This is a genomic window from Peribacillus muralis (genome assembly GCF_001439925.1).
Classification (GTDB): Bacteria; Bacillota; Bacilli; order Bacillales; family DSM-1321; genus Peribacillus; species Peribacillus muralis.
The window spans coordinates 265,651-283,168 of record NZ_LMBV01000001.1 but is presented as its reverse complement, the minus strand read 5'-3'; the positions used below and the strand labels follow the sequence as shown (position 1 = coordinate 283,168).

General features: G+C 43.8%; 16 protein-coding genes and 1 pseudogene. 3 read left to right on the top strand and 14 right to left on the bottom strand.

The genetic code is table 11. From position 1 onward, the window contains the following. Nucleotides 1-269 precede the first annotated feature (269 nt). The 10 genes from ASU00_RS01335 to cymR all read right to left on the bottom strand — a co-directional run bounded on the left by ASU00_RS01335 (nucleotide 270) and on the right by cymR (nucleotide 9,817). The gene (locus ASU00_RS01335; protein ID WP_057911641.1) at nucleotides 270-1,346 is read right to left on the bottom strand and encodes an AI-2E family transporter; all 1,077 of its coding nucleotides are present in this window, start codon (nucleotides 1,344-1,346) and stop codon (nucleotides 270-272) included. 227 nt (nucleotides 1,347-1,573) lie between these two features. After that, nucleotides 1,574-1,762: a hypothetical protein gene (locus tag ASU00_RS01330; protein WP_064463723.1), complete on the bottom strand. Its 189-nt coding sequence runs from the start codon at nucleotides 1,760-1,762 to the stop codon at nucleotides 1,574-1,576. Nucleotides 1,763-1,778: 16 nt separating this feature from the next. Further along, nucleotides 1,779-2,237, bottom strand: a complete 459-nt coding sequence (locus tag ASU00_RS01325) for a PRC-barrel domain-containing protein (RefSeq protein ID WP_057911640.1) — start codon at nucleotides 2,235-2,237, stop codon at nucleotides 1,779-1,781. 129 nt (nucleotides 2,238-2,366) lie between these two features. Then, on the bottom strand, nucleotides 2,367-3,143 hold the full coding sequence (locus ASU00_RS01320) for a TPM domain-containing protein (RefSeq protein WP_057911639.1): 777 nt from the start codon (nucleotides 3,141-3,143) through the stop codon (nucleotides 2,367-2,369). Next, nucleotides 3,143-3,709: a LemA family protein gene (locus tag ASU00_RS01315; protein ID WP_057911638.1), complete on the bottom strand. Its 567-nt coding sequence runs from the start codon at nucleotides 3,707-3,709 to the stop codon at nucleotides 3,143-3,145. The genes ASU00_RS01320 and ASU00_RS01315 overlap by 1 nt, the downstream gene beginning before the upstream one ends. A gap of 104 nt (nucleotides 3,710-3,813) precedes the next feature. Further along, nucleotides 3,814-6,222 (bottom strand): SF1B family DNA helicase RecD2, encoded by a 2,409-nt coding sequence (gene recD2, locus ASU00_RS01310; protein ID WP_057911637.1) that lies wholly within the window; start codon nucleotides 6,220-6,222, stop codon nucleotides 3,814-3,816. A 36-nt stretch (nucleotides 6,223-6,258) separates the two neighbouring features. Next, nucleotides 6,259-6,924 carry a tetratricopeptide repeat protein gene (locus ASU00_RS01305; RefSeq protein WP_057911833.1) on the bottom strand — a complete coding sequence of 222 codons (666 nt, stop codon included), beginning with the start codon at nucleotides 6,922-6,924 and terminating at the stop codon, nucleotides 6,259-6,261. A gap of 120 nt (nucleotides 6,925-7,044) precedes the next feature. Further along, nucleotides 7,045-8,160 carry a tRNA 2-thiouridine(34) synthase MnmA gene (gene mnmA / locus ASU00_RS01300; RefSeq protein WP_057911636.1) on the bottom strand — a complete coding sequence of 372 codons (1,116 nt, stop codon included), beginning with the start codon at nucleotides 8,158-8,160 and terminating at the stop codon, nucleotides 7,045-7,047. 30 nt (nucleotides 8,161-8,190) lie between these two features. Next, nucleotides 8,191-9,336 (bottom strand): cysteine desulfurase family protein, encoded by a 1,146-nt coding sequence (locus ASU00_RS01295; RefSeq protein WP_057911635.1) that lies wholly within the window; start codon nucleotides 9,334-9,336, stop codon nucleotides 8,191-8,193. A 61-nt stretch (nucleotides 9,337-9,397) separates the two neighbouring features. Further along, nucleotides 9,398-9,817 carry a cysteine metabolism transcriptional regulator CymR gene (gene cymR / locus ASU00_RS01290; RefSeq protein WP_057911634.1) on the bottom strand — a complete coding sequence of 140 codons (420 nt, stop codon included), beginning with the start codon at nucleotides 9,815-9,817 and terminating at the stop codon, nucleotides 9,398-9,400. Between the two features lie 327 nt (nucleotides 9,818-10,144). On the opposite strand from cymR, the gene ASU00_RS01285 reads away from it, so the two are divergent. Then, a complete protein-coding gene (locus ASU00_RS01285) occupies nucleotides 10,145-11,113 on the top strand; it encodes a nuclease-related domain-containing protein (protein ID WP_057911633.1) in 969 nt (322 codons plus the stop codon). A 241-nt stretch (nucleotides 11,114-11,354) separates the two neighbouring features. Beyond that, nucleotides 11,355-12,626: a replication-associated recombination protein A gene (locus ASU00_RS01280; protein WP_057911632.1), complete on the top strand. Its 1,272-nt coding sequence runs from the start codon at nucleotides 11,355-11,357 to the stop codon at nucleotides 12,624-12,626. A 622-nt stretch (nucleotides 12,627-13,248) separates the two neighbouring features. On the opposite strand, the gene ASU00_RS01275 is transcribed toward ASU00_RS01280, so the two are convergent. Then, nucleotides 13,249-13,740, bottom strand: coding sequence for a hypothetical protein (locus ASU00_RS01275; protein WP_057911631.1), 492 nt, complete (start codon nucleotides 13,738-13,740; stop codon nucleotides 13,249-13,251). A gap of 887 nt (nucleotides 13,741-14,627) precedes the next feature. Between ASU00_RS01275 and tagU the strand changes: the two genes are divergently transcribed. Continuing rightward, nucleotides 14,628-15,557, top strand: a complete 930-nt coding sequence (tagU, locus tag ASU00_RS01270) for a polyisoprenyl-teichoic acid--peptidoglycan teichoic acid transferase TagU (RefSeq protein ID WP_057911630.1) — start codon at nucleotides 14,628-14,630, stop codon at nucleotides 15,555-15,557. A 574-nt stretch (nucleotides 15,558-16,131) separates the two neighbouring features. Here the strand turns inward: tagU and ASU00_RS01265 are convergent. The 3 genes and pseudogenes from ASU00_RS01265 to ASU00_RS01260 all read right to left on the bottom strand — a co-directional run. Continuing rightward, entirely contained in the window at nucleotides 16,132-16,617 is a 486-nt protein-coding gene (locus tag ASU00_RS01265; protein ID WP_057911629.1) for a VanZ family protein, read from the bottom strand. Further along, a complete protein-coding gene (locus ASU00_RS26600) occupies nucleotides 16,614-16,745 on the bottom strand; it encodes a hypothetical protein (protein ID WP_269085296.1) in 132 nt (43 codons plus the stop codon). The genes ASU00_RS01265 and ASU00_RS26600 overlap by 4 nt, the downstream gene beginning before the upstream one ends. Before the next feature lie 191 nt (nucleotides 16,746-16,936). After that, a pseudogene (locus ASU00_RS01260) lies at nucleotides 16,937-17,353 on the bottom strand (UDP-N-acetylglucosamine 2-epimerase); the annotation flags it as partial. Nucleotides 17,354-17,518: the final 165 nt, after the last annotated feature.

The window sequence follows — 17,518 nt, the reverse complement described above, 5'->3', positions numbered from 1 at the left end:
ACAAAAAACCCCCATCCCAAAAACAGGGACGAGAGTCAACTCGCGGTACCACCCTGATTACGGACGCAGGAAAATCCTAAGTCCATCACCTTCATAAAAGCCTTAACGCGGCATGACGGCAGGTATTAGCTGCTCTCGGGATTAGCTTTCTGCCGATCTTCACCTGATCATCCCTCTCAGCCTAGGGGATCCCTCTCTTTTTGGTGGACTTCGGCATACTTCATCCTTCAACGAATTATCTTATGTATTGGATTATATTCACAAGACTTTTATTTGTCAATAAGCGGCGGCTTCTTTCTAAAATGAACGCGGGCATGAAGGACAAAAACTTTCAGCACAGCCAAGATCGGAATGGATAGGACCATCCCCGTGATACCGCCTATTTCTCCACCGGCCAATAAAGCAAGCATGATGAAAAGCGGATGCATATGCAGGCTTTTACCGACAATCAGCGGGGACAGCACATTTCCTTCGAGAAATTGTAGGACAAGTACGATGGCTGCAACGATCACCACCATTTTCACCGATATCGTCGCGGCGATTATCACGGCAGGAACGGCGCCGATGATTGGGCCGAAGTACGGGATGACATTCGTTATTCCGATGATCGCTCCCAATAGCAGTGGATACTGCATTCCGACTATCCAAAAAAGCAACGAGGATATTAAGCCAATCACGACACAGACGATAATTTGCCCGCGAATATAACTGCCTAGCGAAGCATCGACATCACGAACGAACGCCCGGCCCTGCTTGCGCCATTTTTTCGGGGTCATATACCAGGCCATTTTTTTCAAGACGGTGAAATCCTTCAGGATATAGAAAGCGATGAATGGGATCAACGCAATCAAAACGATGAAATCAATCATCTTCATGGCATTCTCCATCGCTTTTTCAGGCATACGCTTCAACCAGCCTTCAAAGAGTAGGATGCCTTCTTCCACTCTTTCATGAATTCCAAACGGCCAGGCTGCGGTCTGATGGTTAAGTTTATCGATCCGGCTGCGATACTGCTCAACCAGTCCAGGCACGCTTTCCGATAGCTCCCGTACCTGATTGACCATCACCGGTATTCCCTTATAAACGGCAAAGCCGATCCCCCCAAAAAACAATAAATAGATGATCGTGATCGAAAGCCAGCGACGCATCCCTTTCTCATTTAAATATTCGACTACCGGGTGCAGCAAGTAACTGATGAATGCACCTATCAAAAAAGGGATCAGTACCGTCACACAAACGGTAACAATCGGGCCCCACATGGGTTTTAGTTTCATGAAAATATAAATGACGAAGAATAAAAGCAATAAAAAACCGAGGCGATAAAACCACTTTACACGAATACTCACACCAAACACCTCCCGCACATTTAGTCTTAGAAAGAGTGAAGGTTTTCATACCAAAAAAAAGTGCCCTATGATAAGGACACCCTAGCCACATGTTATAATAATGACTTTAACCTCTTGCGGATTTTCTTTATGCTCCGCTTGATCGTCTTCGAGTTCATCATGTCCGAACCCATATTCATTAATGCATTCCGTGAACGTCTAGCCATTGCATACACCTCTTCCGATAGTTACATACTGAAGCGGCGGTCATTTTCCTCAAACAAATCGTCCAATGAGCTTAAACTTCCATCTTCCTCGACCTGGTGCGTATTGATGATCCCTTCTGATAAGGACATTTCAATAAAACAATTCCAGCAATAATATTGATTTACGCCAATCTTCCCCACATCTTTACTGCGGCAATTCGGGCATTTTATTTCCAAAATGGACACCTCACTGTTCATTAACTGAAACAATGATGGTATCCTTCCCAAACGTAGGCGCCTGTTTTGATTCAATCACGGTCGACTCCGAGAAAAACCCATCCGTTGTTTCATACGCTATAATCGTGCCCATTTTTTCCTGGAAATATACATCCTGCAGTAAACCGAGTTCCTCGCCCATTTCTGAAAAAAGCATCCGCCCCAATAATGCGTCCTTGGTTAGGCAAATGGAGGCTTCGGGCATTTTTCTAGGGCCTGAGTCTTTTAACTTGATGACGATCCCGTCTTGTCCGAAAGAAGATATGTCGGCCAATTGCAAATGGAAGGCTTTCTTGAACAATGCTTGCTGATGAATGACCAAGCCGGTTACCTGACCCGATTCTGAGATCGATAAATCATGGACGGTGCCGATTCTATCTCCATTAATTGTATAAACCGGCATCCCTTTCAATAAAGAAAACGTCCGCAAGGTCATCCCGCCTTTCCGAACATTTATATTATTTCTTTGATGATGGAAATAGATGTGCTGAAAGGTTTTCCATTGTTCGATTCACGAAAAGGATGGCATAAAAAAAAGACCGGTTTCCCGGTCACCATCTTACCATCCTCTACTGGAGCCACCGCCACCGGAACTTCCACCGCCGCCGCCGCCTCGTGGGCCGCCGCCGCCACGGCCGCCGCCCCCTCCGCGACTAATGAAAATCAAAAGGATATTGAGTAATGTTTGAAGGAGAATTCCTTTAAAGAATTTAGCATCAAGGATGAACAAGATGATGGCAACCATGATAATGAGAAAAATCTGTAAGCCGGATGGCTGAAAGGTATCAGGCTCTGGTTCAGGCTGTACGGCAATATCTTGTTGAAACTCTTTGCCTAAATCATATTCTTTCGTGACATCATTATAGACGGCCTTATAGGTTTCAGTCAGTGCGGAATCGTAATTCCCTTCTTTCAGCGCCGGAATGGCAACATTGTCCAAAATCTGGCCAGATCTAATATCGGTAATGGCCCCTTCCAGGCCGTACCCCACTTCAATGCGGATTTTCTTTTCTTCCTTGGCAAGAACAATGAGAACACCGTTGTTCAGCTCAGCATCTCCAAGCTTGAATGACCTCAACGCCTCGACCGAGTATTCCTCGATTTCGGATCCCTCCATTGAATTGACGGTCAAAACGGAAATCTGTGCTTTCGTGGCATCATCCAACCGTTTCCCAAGTTCGATCAGTTCGGATTTTTCCTGGTCATCAAGCACTCCGGCAAAGTCCTGGACATAGATATCCCCAACTGGTGCCGGGATGCTGGGTTGTGCTGCGACTACATTTGCAAAATGAAACGAAAACATGAAGAATAGCGCAAACACAGCGAGTCTTTTCATTATTTATCGCTCCCGAAATCAACCTTTGGCGTTTCTTTTTCTTGGTCGGTCACTTCAAAATACGGCTTTGCCTCGAATGCGAAGGCGCTCGCCATCAGGCTCTTCGGGAATCGTTTAATCGTCTTATTATAATTGGTGACTTCATCATTATAATCTTTTCGAGCCACCGTCAGTCTATTTTCCGTTCCTTCCAAACTATCCATCAGGCCCTTGAAGTTCTCGTTGGCCTTTAAATCGGGATAGTTTTCAACTACCACCAACAAACGGCTTAAGGCACCACTCATTTCTTGGTCCGCTGCAATCGCATCTTCCGTGGAATTGGCACCAGCCAGCTTCGAGCGAGCGTCACTCACCGCTTTAATGGCTTCCGTTTCATGCTTCGCATATCCCTTTACGGTTTCGACGAGATTCGGAATCAAGTCCGCCCTCCGCTTCAATTGATTATCCACCTGCGACCACTTATTGTCGACGTCTTCATTGGCACTGACAAGCCCATTGTATGAAGAGACCCCATAAATGATCAGTAAAACGATAACGACTAATCCTATTATCCACCCTTTTTTCACTCAATTTCCCCCTGTTCTACTCACATATAAGTTATATTGTATAGTCATTCCACAAAAACTATGTTTGTAAAACCAAATTCATCAAATTGATGAACGGACCAGAGCTACATAAAATCATAAGGTGTGACATTCTCCATCCCGATCATCGGATCAGTATGCATGAGGATATCCAAATAGCTTGCCCCTCGTTCTTCTACCACTACCTTCTCAACGGGAACGTCTTCTTCGCTCAAAATCTCGCGCAGCTTTTCTTGTAAAGTCGTTTTCCGGCGCATCTCATCATTCCGTTCGATCCCTAGACGGAACGCATCTTCTTCCCCGCATAGAATCAGGAAATTCTTGCTTCGCGTAATTGCGGTATACAATAAATTCCGTCGGAGCATCCGATAGTAGCTTTTCACTACCGGCAAAATGACGATGGGAAACTCACTTCCCTGTGATTTGTGGATGGAGCAGCAATACGCATGGGTAATCTGATTCAGATCCTGTTTCGTGTAAGTCACTTCGATTCCTTCGAACGATATGATGACTTTATCGACAGAATCGGTATTTTCCTTAGCGAACAAGATCGACACGATTTCACCCATATCGCCGTTAAATACCCCTTCCTCAGGCTGGTTCACCAACTGCAGCACCTTATCTCCCGTCCTGTAAATCACGTCGCCGAATTTAATTTCCCGCCGTTTTTCATTGACATTGCTATTGAACACTTCCTGAAGCATTTTATTCAGTGCATCAATTCCGGCAGGTCCTCTGTACATCGGAGCCAATACCTGTATATCCTTTGCCGTGAAGCCCTTCGTCCGCGCATTGGCAACGACCTTCTCGATTACCTGTGAGATTTGGCCAGTCTGGCAGCGGATGAACGATCGATCTTCTTGCTGCTTCGTCACATCATCAGGAAGTTTTCCCTTTTTGATATCATGGGCCAATTCAATGATTGAAGAGCCATCAGCTTGACGATAAATATGCTCAAGGCTGACAGTCGGTACACAATTCGATGCAAGCAAATCCTTCAGAACCTGTCCAGGACCGACTGATGGCAACTGATCTTCATCTCCCACCAATATAACCTGGACATTTTCCGGCAGGGCCTTGAATAATTGATTGGCAAGCCATGTGTCGACCATCGATACCTCATCGATGATCACGATCCGCCCATCCAATCGATTATCCTCATCATGTGAAAAGCCTTCACTCCCATTCCATCCCAACAAACGGTGAATCGTGACGGCGGGGAGACCGGTCGATTCAGCCATACGTTTCGCCGCACGCCCGGTAGGAGCCGCCAGTACGAAGGGAAACGGGTCGCTTCCTTCTTTTTTATAATCATTACTATCCATGGATACACCATGCAGCTCTGCATAAAGCTCAACGATCCCTTTAATGACGGTCGTCTTACCGGTACCCGGTCCCCCTGTCAGAATGAGCATGGGCGACTGCAGCGCTGTTTGTATCGCTTCCTTTTGTGCCGCGGCATATGAAACATCAAGCCGTTCCTCCAGCTTGCCCAGTGCCAGTAAAAACTCCGATTCCGGGAATTGGTCCTCATACTCGGTTTGGGCGAGCAGCCGCTTGATGTTCATGACGATTCCCTTTTCGGAATAAAATAATGATGGCGAATAAATTCGTTGATCTTCGACAACGATTTTGCCTTCCTCCGTCAATTCGATTATTACCGAGGAAATATTCGTGAATTCGATTCGGTCCCGTTTATTTTCCTCAAGCAGCTTTTTGACCGCTTCCAAAAGCTGCTCAGCTTCTATGTAGATGTTTCCGTCCTGAAGGCACTCTGCTTCAAGCGTATACAGACAGGCCGCCTTGATCCGGTCAGGGTGATTGCCTGAAATCCCGAGCTGATGCCCGAGTTCATCGGCCCGCCCAAAACCGATGCCTTCAATATCCTCCACAAGCTTATACGGATTTCCCTGAACCATCGAAATCGTATCCTGCTTATACATTTGATAAATTTTCATCGAGAGCTGTGGCCCGAAGCCATATTGATTCAGGGCGATCATCACCTGCTCCAGACCTTGATGCTCGACTAACGTATCATAGAGACCCTTTGCTTTTTCTCCAGATAGCTTTGGGATATCATCCAGTAACGAAGGCTGAGCCAGAATTTTGGATATTGCCTTTTCCCCTAGTGTCTCAACAATGCTTTCGGCTGTTTTTTTTCCGATTCCCTTGAACAGGTCACCGGATAAATAACTGACGATGCCTTCCTTGGATTGGGGCAAATCCTTGCGAAAATGCTCAACATGAAATTGTAGGCCAAAGCGGGGATGTTCCTTCATCGCCCCATAAAAAATATAGATCTCGTCCTCATGCATCCTTGGAAAATAACCCGTTACGACAGCTTCCTTCTCTTCATAATTCAGATTCGTTTCATGAACGCGTATTCTTACAACCGAGTACATATTTTCCTCATTATGAAAAATCGTCACCAAATGACTGCCCTTCATGAACATTTTCTCTTCTGAAAACAAATCCAACGAATCTTGCTGGCTCAACGCTTCTCCCCACCTTTCCATGCATATGCCGTCTAGTTACTCGGCATTCATTTCTTCCATCAGTTTCTTGCCGTGCCCAGCCAGCATATGATCAGGCTGTGCCTCCAACGCTTTGTCGAAATAGGCAATTGCCGCTTTGGCATCTTCCTTATACCCAGCAAACGCTACACCTAAATTATAATAAGCATCCGCATGACTCGGATCCTGTTCCACCACTAGATTCAGTTGATTGATCAGTTCATCATACAATTCTGCATTTGCAAGACATAGCGCATATTGGAATCTCGCGTCAACGTCCTCAGGGCTCAGCTCAACCGTTCTCTGTAAATAAGGCATCGCCAGCTTCGGCTGTTCCAATGCCATTAAAGTCAATCCAAGCATGAAGTAAGCATCGCTGTTTTCCAAGCCTAAACGAATCGCTTTTTCAAACATGTCCTTCGCTTCGACCAATTTGGAATCGGACTCATAGTATAAGTTTCCTAATGAATAGTAAGCTGCAGCAGCGTTTTCATCCAGCTCGATCGCCTTTTTGTAAAATTTGACCGCTTTATCCGTTTCACCCACGGCAGTCAATACATTCCCAAAGTTTATGTAAGCGACAGGCTCATTCGGATTTTCCTCGATTGCCTCATTAAAAACTTTCGCCGCTTCCTCGTATTTCCCTTGTTGCATAAATTCAATTCCTTGTTGATTCTTATCCATATCCATTCACACTCCATTTTTATTATAAAAAGTATAGCATATGCCAAAGGCCCATTTCAGGCAGCACTCGCAATCCAAAAGAAGTCCCCAACCGCAAACACAGCTGGGGACATGCTTATTTTACCCTACGTAAGTCAGTTTTTCACCTTTTTTAAATACTTCATCAATCGTGCCACCGCCAAGGCATACTTCACCATCATAGAATACGACAGCTTGTCCAGGTGTGATCGCCCGGACCGGACCGTCAAAGATGACCTCGACATCACCATTTTCCAAAACCTTCACATTTACGCCGCTATCGTCTTGACGATACCTGAACTTTGCCGTACAAGTAAATTCATCAGCCGGAATATGATCAGCGACCCAGCTGACGTTCACCGCACGAAGGGAATCGGAATACAGCACATCATTTTCAAAGCCTTGACACACATATAAAATGTTACGCTTCAAGTCTTTTCCCGCAACAAACCAAGGATCGCCGCTGCCGCCAATCCCGAGGCCGTGACGCTGGCCGATCGTGTAATACATCAATCCATCATGCTTGCCCATCACCTTGCCATCCATCGTGACCATATCGCCTGGTTGGGCTGGAAGGTAATTGCTTAAAAATTCCTTGAAATTCCGTTCGCCGATGAAACAGATACCTGTCGAGTCCTTTTTCGTTGCCGTTGCAAGACCTGCTTCCTTCGCCATTTCACGGACTTCCTTTTTATCGATGTGACCAAGCGGGAACATGACTTTTTCCAATTGTGCTTGCGTAAGCTGGTTCAAGAAGTACGTTTGGTCTTTATTGTTATCTACGCCGCGGAGCATTTTGTATTCGCCATCGCGGTATTCAACCTGCGCATAATGGCCCGTAGCCACATAATCGGCGCCAAGGCTGACCGCATGCTCAAGAAATGCCTTGAACTTGATTTCCTTGTTGCACATAACATCCGGATTCGGGGTACGGCCGGCTTTATACTCATCCAAGAAGTATGTGAACACTTTATCCCAATATTGCTTTTCGAAATTGACCGCATAATAAGGGATGCCGATTTGATTGCAAACGGCAATCACATCATTGTAATCCTCCGTTGCTGTACAGACTCCGTTTTCATCTGTATCGTCCCAGTTCTTCATGAAGATCCCGACCACATCATAGCCTTGATTCTTCAACATCAGGGCTGACACAGAGGAATCGACGCCTCCCGACATACCCACGACGACGCGAGTGTCCTTTGGTGCTTTATTCATTCTGTCACCTCTTCTATTTTAAAGGAAGGATTACCTTCCCACTAATCTGTTAATGATTTTCACGGTCGTTTCAGCCGCAGACCTGACACCGTGTTCCGTGTTATGCAAACCGAAGCTAAAACGAATCGAATTCTTCGCCCGCTCCGAATTCTTGCCGAACATGGCGTCAAGTACATGTGAAGGTTCGATGGACCCTGCCGTACAGGCTGAACCGCTCGAAACCGCAACACCTGCCAAGTCGAGATTAACGAGCATCGATTCGACATTCGTGCCTGGAAAACTTACATTCAACACATGCGGCAGCGACTGTTCGATAGATCCGTTAATTTCATATTGTACATCCGCCTCATCGAAGACGGCAAGCAATACGTCTTTAAAGCGCTTGTATTGCGCGGATTTGGTTTCCATCTCATGCTGAGCAATTGACACAGCCTCTGAAAAACCAGCAATGGCCGGCACACTCTCCGTACCCGCGCGGCGTTTGCGTTCTTGCTCCCCTCCATATAAATGGGGGCTCAGCTTCAGCCCTTCACGTATATACAGAAAGCCAATTCCTTTAGGACCGTTGATTTTATGAGCGGAAACACTCAGCAAATCCACACCCAACCCACGAACATCGATAGGCATCAAACCATATGCCTGAACCGCGTCCGTATGGAATATCGCTTGATGATCTTTAAGCATTTGACCGATTTCAGCAATCGGCTGGATCGATCCGACCTCATTGTTGCCAAACATGACCGAAACCAAAATCGTATCATCGCGCAATGCGCCCTTTACATCCGCAACAGAAATAAGCCCCGCTTCATTCACAGGTAAATATGTGACATCAAAGCCAGACTTCTCAAGGAATTGGCACGTATGCAAAACAGCATGATGCTCAATCTCCGTCGTAATGATGTGCTTCCCTTTTTCTTTATACGCATTTGCAGCCCCAATGATTGCCGTATTATCCGCCTCTGTTCCACCGCTCGTGAAAATGATCTCATTCCGTCCGGCACCAATGCTCTTGGCAATGCTCGAACGGGCCTCATCCAAAACATGGCGCGCCTCCCGCCCGAACGCATGAATGCTCGACGGATTACCAAAATCATGGCTCATGACGGCCATCATCCTATCGATCACATTCGGATGCATCGGTGAAGTCGCCGCATGATCTAAATATATTCTATCCACTTTTTTGTCGCCTCCATTAAAAAAACGCAAGCGCCTAAAAAATAGGCGCATTGCTGATTACTTAAATATAGTACATATAAGAATCGATTTCACCCGTATCCTTGTAATTCGCCAAATCCATCAGCGTCGTATTATCCAATACATCCTTCACAGCATCACGAATCCGAATCCAAAGCTGGCGCTTCACCGGCTCTTCTTCTTCAATTCCTTCAACAGGGGTAATCGGCCCTTCCAAAACCCGAATCACATCACCCGAAGTAATCTCCTGAGGATCCTTAGACAAAACATACCCGCCATACGCCCCACGGACGCTCTTAACCAAACCCGCATTACGAAGCGGCGCAATCAACTGCTCCAAATAATGCTCCGACAAATTATGCGTCTGGGCAATCGACTTCAAACTTTTCGGGCCTTCCCCATAATGTTTAGCAAGCTCAATCATAATCGTTAAACCATAACGGCCTTTAGTAGATATCTTCATATATATACACCTCAAATTATTTATCCGTTTCTAAATTCTTATGAAATTATAGCATATCCCCGCCAGAAATGCATTCACCCATCCTCGATTTTACAAATTATCCTAATTGGAAAAGTAGGAAAAAGCAAATGACCACTTTTCGCGATGGACGGATTATTTCCGTTTGGGACGGATTATCCCCCTTCTAGGTCGAATTATTTCCAATACATTCCTGGGTGGATGGATTAAACAAAGTTTTATTATTTAATTCAGTTAATTCCTCCAAATAACAGGAAACTAATTTATAAATGGAGAATACTTTACTTAATTCTATAAGGAGTGATTATCATGATTATAAAAGAATGCAAGATGCCTTTAAAAATCGAGGTGCTGGAAGCGCTCATACGGCGTTTACCTCCTGGATATGCAAAGCAATCGGCAATACAAGAAGATATCAAAAAAATCAGGGCAGGATACAACGGTGAATACAGAGTCTTCAATTTACTTAAAGCCCTTCCTGAAAAAGACTATCTACTCTTTCATGACCTCCGTCTAAGCAGTTCACCTTATCCGTTCCAAATGGACATCCTCATTCTCACACCCTCCTTCCTATTAATCCTTGAAGTCAAAAACATGGCTGGTGAAATTTATTTTGACAATACTTTCAATCAACTCATTCGCACAAATCCAGATGGAAAAACGGAAGCTTTTGACGATCCAATATTGCAAGTAAGCCGCCAGCGCCGGCATCTGTTAGACTGGTTAAAAACAAAAAGGATGAACAACCTTCCAGTTGAAACCCTCGTTATCAGTGCAAATTCTTCAACAATAATTCGGGCTTCGAATAAGGAAATTAATACGAAAATAATACGTAAAGACCGTATTCTTCTTAAAATTGCCGAATTAAATAACAAATATAAGGAAGAGTTACTTTCAAGAAGGGCTATGAAGCGTATATCGAGTCTATTGTTGGATGGACATACCCCTTTTATTCCAAAACCATTAGAGACTTATAGAATACCAAGTACCGCCCTCCAAACTGGTGTCTTCTGCTTTAAGTGTCATGCATATTCCATGGAGCGGCAGAGAAAATGGATTTGCCGTACCTGTTTGGATACTTCCCATGATGCTCATATTTCGGCACTTTTAGATTATCTCTATCTCGTAAAACCTTCCATTACCAACAGCGAATTTCGTAATTTCCTCCAAATCCGATCTCCATCCAGCACAAAAAAATTATTAGCCTCATTGAAACTGAAGCATTCCGGACATAACAGAGGCAGAGTTTATCTCTTACATTCTCTTATAGAGGGCTAGGACGATTTTTCCGCCTAGTAGGTCGATTTTTTCCTGTCTGGGACGATTTATCTGCCTTCTAGGTCGATTTTTATCCTGTCTGGGACGATTTATCTGCCTTCTAGGTCGATTTTTATCCTGCGAAGAGGCAAATTATCTCCGTAGAAGGGTAGTTTTCATACGGATTCTCTGTCACAGGCACCATAATCAGCGCATTTTCCCCTTAACATGTGATACCTTATATAAAAAGGAGAGGTGCGCAATGAATATTAAACCGTTGGCTTACCGGATGCGGCCTCGATCGATTGATGAGATCATCGGGCAGGAGCATCTGGTTGGTGAAGGGAAAATAATCGCGAGAATGGTGAAGGCCAAGCAGCTTTCTTCGATGATTTTGTATGGTCCTCCGGGAATTGGCAAGACATCGATTGCAAGCGCGATTGCCGGAAGCACGAAGTTTGCTTTCCGGACGCTGAACGCGGTGACCAATAATAAAAAAGATATGGAGATCGTCGCAGCCGAGGCGAAAATGTCTGGCAAGGTGATTTTGCTGCTGGATGAGGTTCATCGACTCGATAAGGCGAAGCAGGATTTCCTTTTGCCTTATTTGGAAAACGGGATGATCACCTTGATCGGTGCCACGACGAGCAATCCGTATCATGCTATTAATCCAGCCATCCGCAGCCGGTGTCAGATTTTCGAACTAAAATCGTTGGAAACCGTTGATATAATCAAAGCTTTGGAACGGGCACTTGAGGATGAGGAGCGAGGGCTTGGTGCTTATAATACGGATGTCGGTCTTGAAGCACTTACCCATTTCGCGACTGCTTCGAACGGAGATGTCCGCAGTGCGCTTAATGCCCTGGAGCTGGCCGTCATTTCCACCGAAGCGGATGAATCCGGAACGATTAAGATAGATTTGCCCATCGCCGAGGAGTGCATGCAGAAGAAGAGTTTTTCACATGACAAGGATGGCGATGCTCATTATGACGTCCTTTCGGCTTTCCAAAAATCAATTCGCGGCAGTGATGCGAATGCAGCCCTTCATTACTTAGGACGGCTGGTAGAGGCAGGCGATCTTGTCAGCATAGCACGCCGCTTGGTTGTCATTGCCTACGAAGACATCGGCCTTGCCAATCCGCAGGCAGGTCCCAGGGCACTTGCTGCAGTCGAAGCGGCCGAACGACTCGGTTTCCCCGAAGCCCGGATCCCGCTTGCCAACTCAGTTATCGAGCTCTGCCTATCACCTAAATCGAACACGGCCATCACTGCGATTGATGCGGCTCTTTCCGACATTCGCAGCGGCCATAGCGGAGACGTACCGGACCATCTTAAGGATGCCCATTACAAAGGAGCCACCGATCTCGGGCGGGGCATCGACTATCTATATCCGCATGAATACGAAAATGGTTGGGTGAAGCAGCAATACTTACCGAACAAGCTACTTCGCAAAAAATATTATAAGCCAAAAAAGAGCGGGAAATTTGAACAAGCCCTTGCTTCGGTTTATGAAAATATCGAGAAAAAGAAATAACTCCGGATCGCTTCAGACCGGAGTTTTTTCATTGTGGGAAATGAAAGCTTTTTATATGCCTTATATCTACAGAAACCTCCTCCCCAATAGCATTCAGTCTTTCACCGTACTGTTCATTCCAATATTCTGAAGATGAATAACAAGAGCAAGCCTGGCTTATTGGTTGGTATACGGGAAAAGTGTACAGCTACACTCCATATCGGAACATTAACGATATCTCCCTTTTACGAACTATTAAAATCCCAAATAAACGAAAATCCCTATATAGCACCAGTTCATAAACCATTTTGTGTAAACAACAACTATCCATAGGGAGTATGTATAACTGTCAGTTAAACGTAAAGGTTACGCCTTTCTGATTTGAAAACTCCATTATGATCGCCTAGCTTGGCTAATTCCCCCAGAATTAGCCCTCATTGTGTTATCGTCTTATCAAGCGCAGAAACAACATTTCAATATATGATGCTAGCCCGATAACTTTTACAGCATTTATAATTAGATTATTGCAACCGCAGAAAAATTAGGCTCCTCGTAGTTAGTGGATAAACAATTACGAGTGCTAGCGGCATGTCCACTCTTCATAGGAAGGCACAACAACTTTTTAGTTGCTGTACCTGTATGGTCAGTCTTCTTCTTTAAAGTTACCCTTCGATGCTTTAATCAAATTATCCAGCCACATTTTCTTAAATATATTCACACGGCGTGGACTGCCATTCTCTTCACCTTCAGTTGAATTTTCAGTTTCTTCTACGACGTCGAAGATGATTTCATTTGAATTGTCTTCATCACCTGAACTTTCCGTTGAACTACTTTCATCCGATGAACTTTCCGTTGAACTACTTTCATCCGATGAACTTTCCGTTGAACTACTTTCATCTGATGAACTTTCCGTTGAACTACTTTCATCTGATAAACTTGCCGTTGTGATACTTTCATCTGATGAACTTTCTGTTGAATCACTCTCGTCTGATGAGCTTTCCGTTGAACTACTTTCATCCGATGAACTTTCCGTTGAACTACTTTCATCCGATGAGCTTTCTGTTGAATCACTCTCGTATGAAGAGCTTTCCGTTGAGTCACTCTCGTATGGTGAGCTTTCTGTTGAAAATTCCATTGATTCTTAAGCCTCCAATATTTATTTATTGTTTAGGGATATGAATATCCGTACTGCATATATATGCGTTTTCTTTCTAATAGGGACTTTGCTTATCACCCATTTTAAGGTACCTTCTTTTTAGGCAAACAAAAGGAGAAAGATTCCTACTGGAATATCTGTGAAGAAATCAAGCAGAACGGCGAAATTCCCTACAATGAATGGAAAGATCCTTTTCTCAATTCATACACAACAATCAAAGATATCCAGCCTAAAAAAACTTTCCTGAATGAAGTAAACTGTAAAGCCTGATCGAAATTGGTCGAAAATTTGGCAGATTCCTCTAGGCGATAGTATAAAATTTAAAACCAATCACCACACTTCACATCAAAAAAGAATCCGGTCCAGTCCTATCCGACTTCATATACGAATGAAAATATCGGAATGCTGAAAAACCAAAACAAGTTGCCCAAATTCGGTTCCGTTCTTTTTGCAAAAAGATTTGACGTCGAAGGGAGAATTCGAACACATTTACCACATGGCAGTCTGGCTGAAAAATAATTAATCAGCCACTAAAGACTCCAAAAACTAAAAAGCAGGCAAATAAAATGATCACCACCTTAACAGCACACTTGACAATCATTTATTTCCAAGCCACATCGTTTGACTTTCACCCTCTTAATAGATGAATGCAAAAACAAATAACCACTAGGCCAAATTGCACACCAATAAACAAAGCAGCATCCATTCCACGATTAACCACTTTTTACCTACTGTTCTAGATATCTAGTACACAGGTACACTAAAAAATGTCAAAGCTATGATAAAATAGTAAATTATACTATTATTTTAGCGAAAAATTAAATATAATAGAGTATGTGGCAACAAAAAGAGGAAGGAAGTAATCTATGAGACACGAAAAAAAGAAGAAAAAGAGACGGACTTGGCTAAAAGTAGTCGGGATAATTGTCCTACTTTTCATACTAGCAGGAGGCGCTTTTGCCTACACCGTCTGGAATTCGCTAACTAATACCGTTGATTCGATGCATACGCCCATAGACCGTAAAACGGACAAACGAACGAAGAATCTTGCCCTATCCAATCGGGAGCCCTTCTCGATGCTCATGCTCGGGGTCGATGAACGTGATGGCGACAAAGGCCGTTCAGATACGATGATCGTTTTGACCGTCAATCCAGAGAAGAAGTCAGTTAAAATGCTAAGCATTCCCCGTGATACCCGGACCGAGATTGTCGGCCACGGTACACAAGATAAAATCAATCACGCATTTGCATTCGGCGGCGCAAAAATGTCCATGGATACCGTTGAAAACTTTCTCGATATTCCGATCGACTATTATATGAAGATCAATATGGAAGGCTTCAAGGATATCGTCGATGCAGTCGGCGGCGTGACTGTACAAAACGATTTGGACTTCACGTACGAAGGCGTCCATTTCAATAAGGGAAGCATCAACCTGAATGGAGAAGATGCACTTAAATACTCGCGAATGAGATATGAAGATCCAAATGGTGACTATGGCCGTCAATCGAGGCAACGCTCCATCATCGAAGCCGTCATCAGGGAAGGTGCAAGCGTCTCATCTTTGACAAAATATGATGATGTCTTCGACGCTCTAAGCAAAAACATTCAGACGAATTTAACGTTCGATGACATGATGGATATTCAGAAGCACTACCGCGAAGCAAGCAAAAGCATCACCCAATCCACCATTCCTGGCGCTGGAAAGAAAATCGACGGAATCTACTATAATATCGTGTCCGATGAAGAAAAAGAACGGGTCCAATCCGAATTAAAAGAACAATTGGACATTAAATAAATAAAAAGATCAAGCTGCCAGGAACCGCGTTCTGACAGCTTTTTCTTTTTGACCGTCCTTTATTCTGACAAAAAACGAACTCCAATTGTAGAGATTTGTTGGAATTTTTGTTGTTTATTAGACGGTAAAAAACGGTATAATCTAGTATGAGCTACAAAAAACCTAACTTCCCCTTGCCCCTTTATCAAATGACTCTAGTAATCTTTGGACCCGGAAATCCCATCGACCGCCATTCATCACCTATACTAAATGACCCAAAACAAAAGGAGTGTATCGTATGAAAATCAAAGCAGGCAGCTGGGCTATGCTAAGCAAACAGGACAAAATGTTCATTCTAAAAGCCATCAGTGATCGCTCAAGAATGAAATATGTTTCATGAGGAATGGAAACCCATCCTTCCCCATAAGCATCCCCTCTCTTTTTTCACTCTAAATGCCCTGGTGCCCGAAAAAGGAGAGGAATCATATTCATCCGGCAAACGCCATTCGCCAAAAACTCGATTAATTGACAAAAAAAAGAAGCATGTTGTTGGACATGCTCCTTCCAGTAAGTATCCGGTTCAGACAAGATTTCTTCAAGTTCGACGCTTTCTCCAACGATTAAACAGAAGCAAGCCAAAAATGCCAACCAAGCCCCCAAACGCATCAAGCAGCACATCCTGCAGCAACGGCGTACGGCCGCCCGTCAGCCTTTGATGCAGCTCATCCGCACTCGCATAAAAAACGACACACACCAGAGCACCTGAAACCGCAACAACAGCATTCCTAACAAAACTTCGCCAAACCCCCAACGTCAACAGCCCAAACACAAAAAAGATTAAAAAATGGGCCCCCTTCCGAATGAAAAACTCCAGAAACCCACTCACCCCCGCCGTATGCGCACTCACCTCAACCCCACCATACATGAAGGAAATACCCTCCAAGCGTTCATACCAATACGGCGTATCAAACTGCGCCAAAAAAGGCGTAATGCTCTGCTCCTCATACGTCTGCGAGGAAAAAAAGAAAATCACCATCGCCCACATAACGAGCAGGATGGGGAATATGTATCTCTGGATCATAAACTATCAGACTCCTCGATGATCCCGCTTAATTTTTCCTTAAGCTCCTCTACCAGCTCACTTACAGTAACATCCTGATCGGACTCCCCTTTTACAAACGAATACTTTAAAATCTCAAAAAATTTCATTTCAAACTCCTACTCCAATTTAATCGAGCCGCCTTCTCCTACTACTTCCCTACCCCTATTATTGAAAAATAAGGAATATAGCTCATTTCATTGATAATTACATAGTTGGTGGGAATTGGCAAGTGGGAGGTGTTTAAATAAGTAAGTAAAACTTGATTTTATGTAAATTATCCAAAGTACTTCTCTTAAAATTAAATGAATTGTGATGGGACCTTATCAATTTTACCAAAACGATATAAAATATCTTGAACGATTCGATATGATGCTTGGCCATCTCCATAAGGGTTTGCTGATTTAGCCATTTCATTGTACTTCACTTTATTATTCAATAACTCATGTGCAGTCTTAAATATAATATCTTCATCAGTACCAACTAACTTTAATGTTCCTGCTTCTACTCCTTCTGGTCTTTCTGTTGTATCTCTAAGAACCAGCACAGGAACTCCTAATGATGGAGCTTCTTCTTGAACTCCTCCAGAGTCAGTCAAGATAAGGTATGAACGTGAAGCAAAGTTATGGAAATCTATTACACCTAACGGCTCAATAAGATGAATTCTTTTATTATTCCCTAATACTTCTTTTGCAATTTGTCTTACAGCAAGATTAATCCTTTTGGTACCTTTTTCCTGATGAATGAAGGTCCATTATGAAAGGAGCCTGGACTTTCTCTAATAATTCGAATTTGTTTATCACGTCCACCCATTTTGGACAAGTTATATGCTAAAAAAATGCCCTACCTTCTGTTAAGTTACACAACGAAAATAAGATTAAAA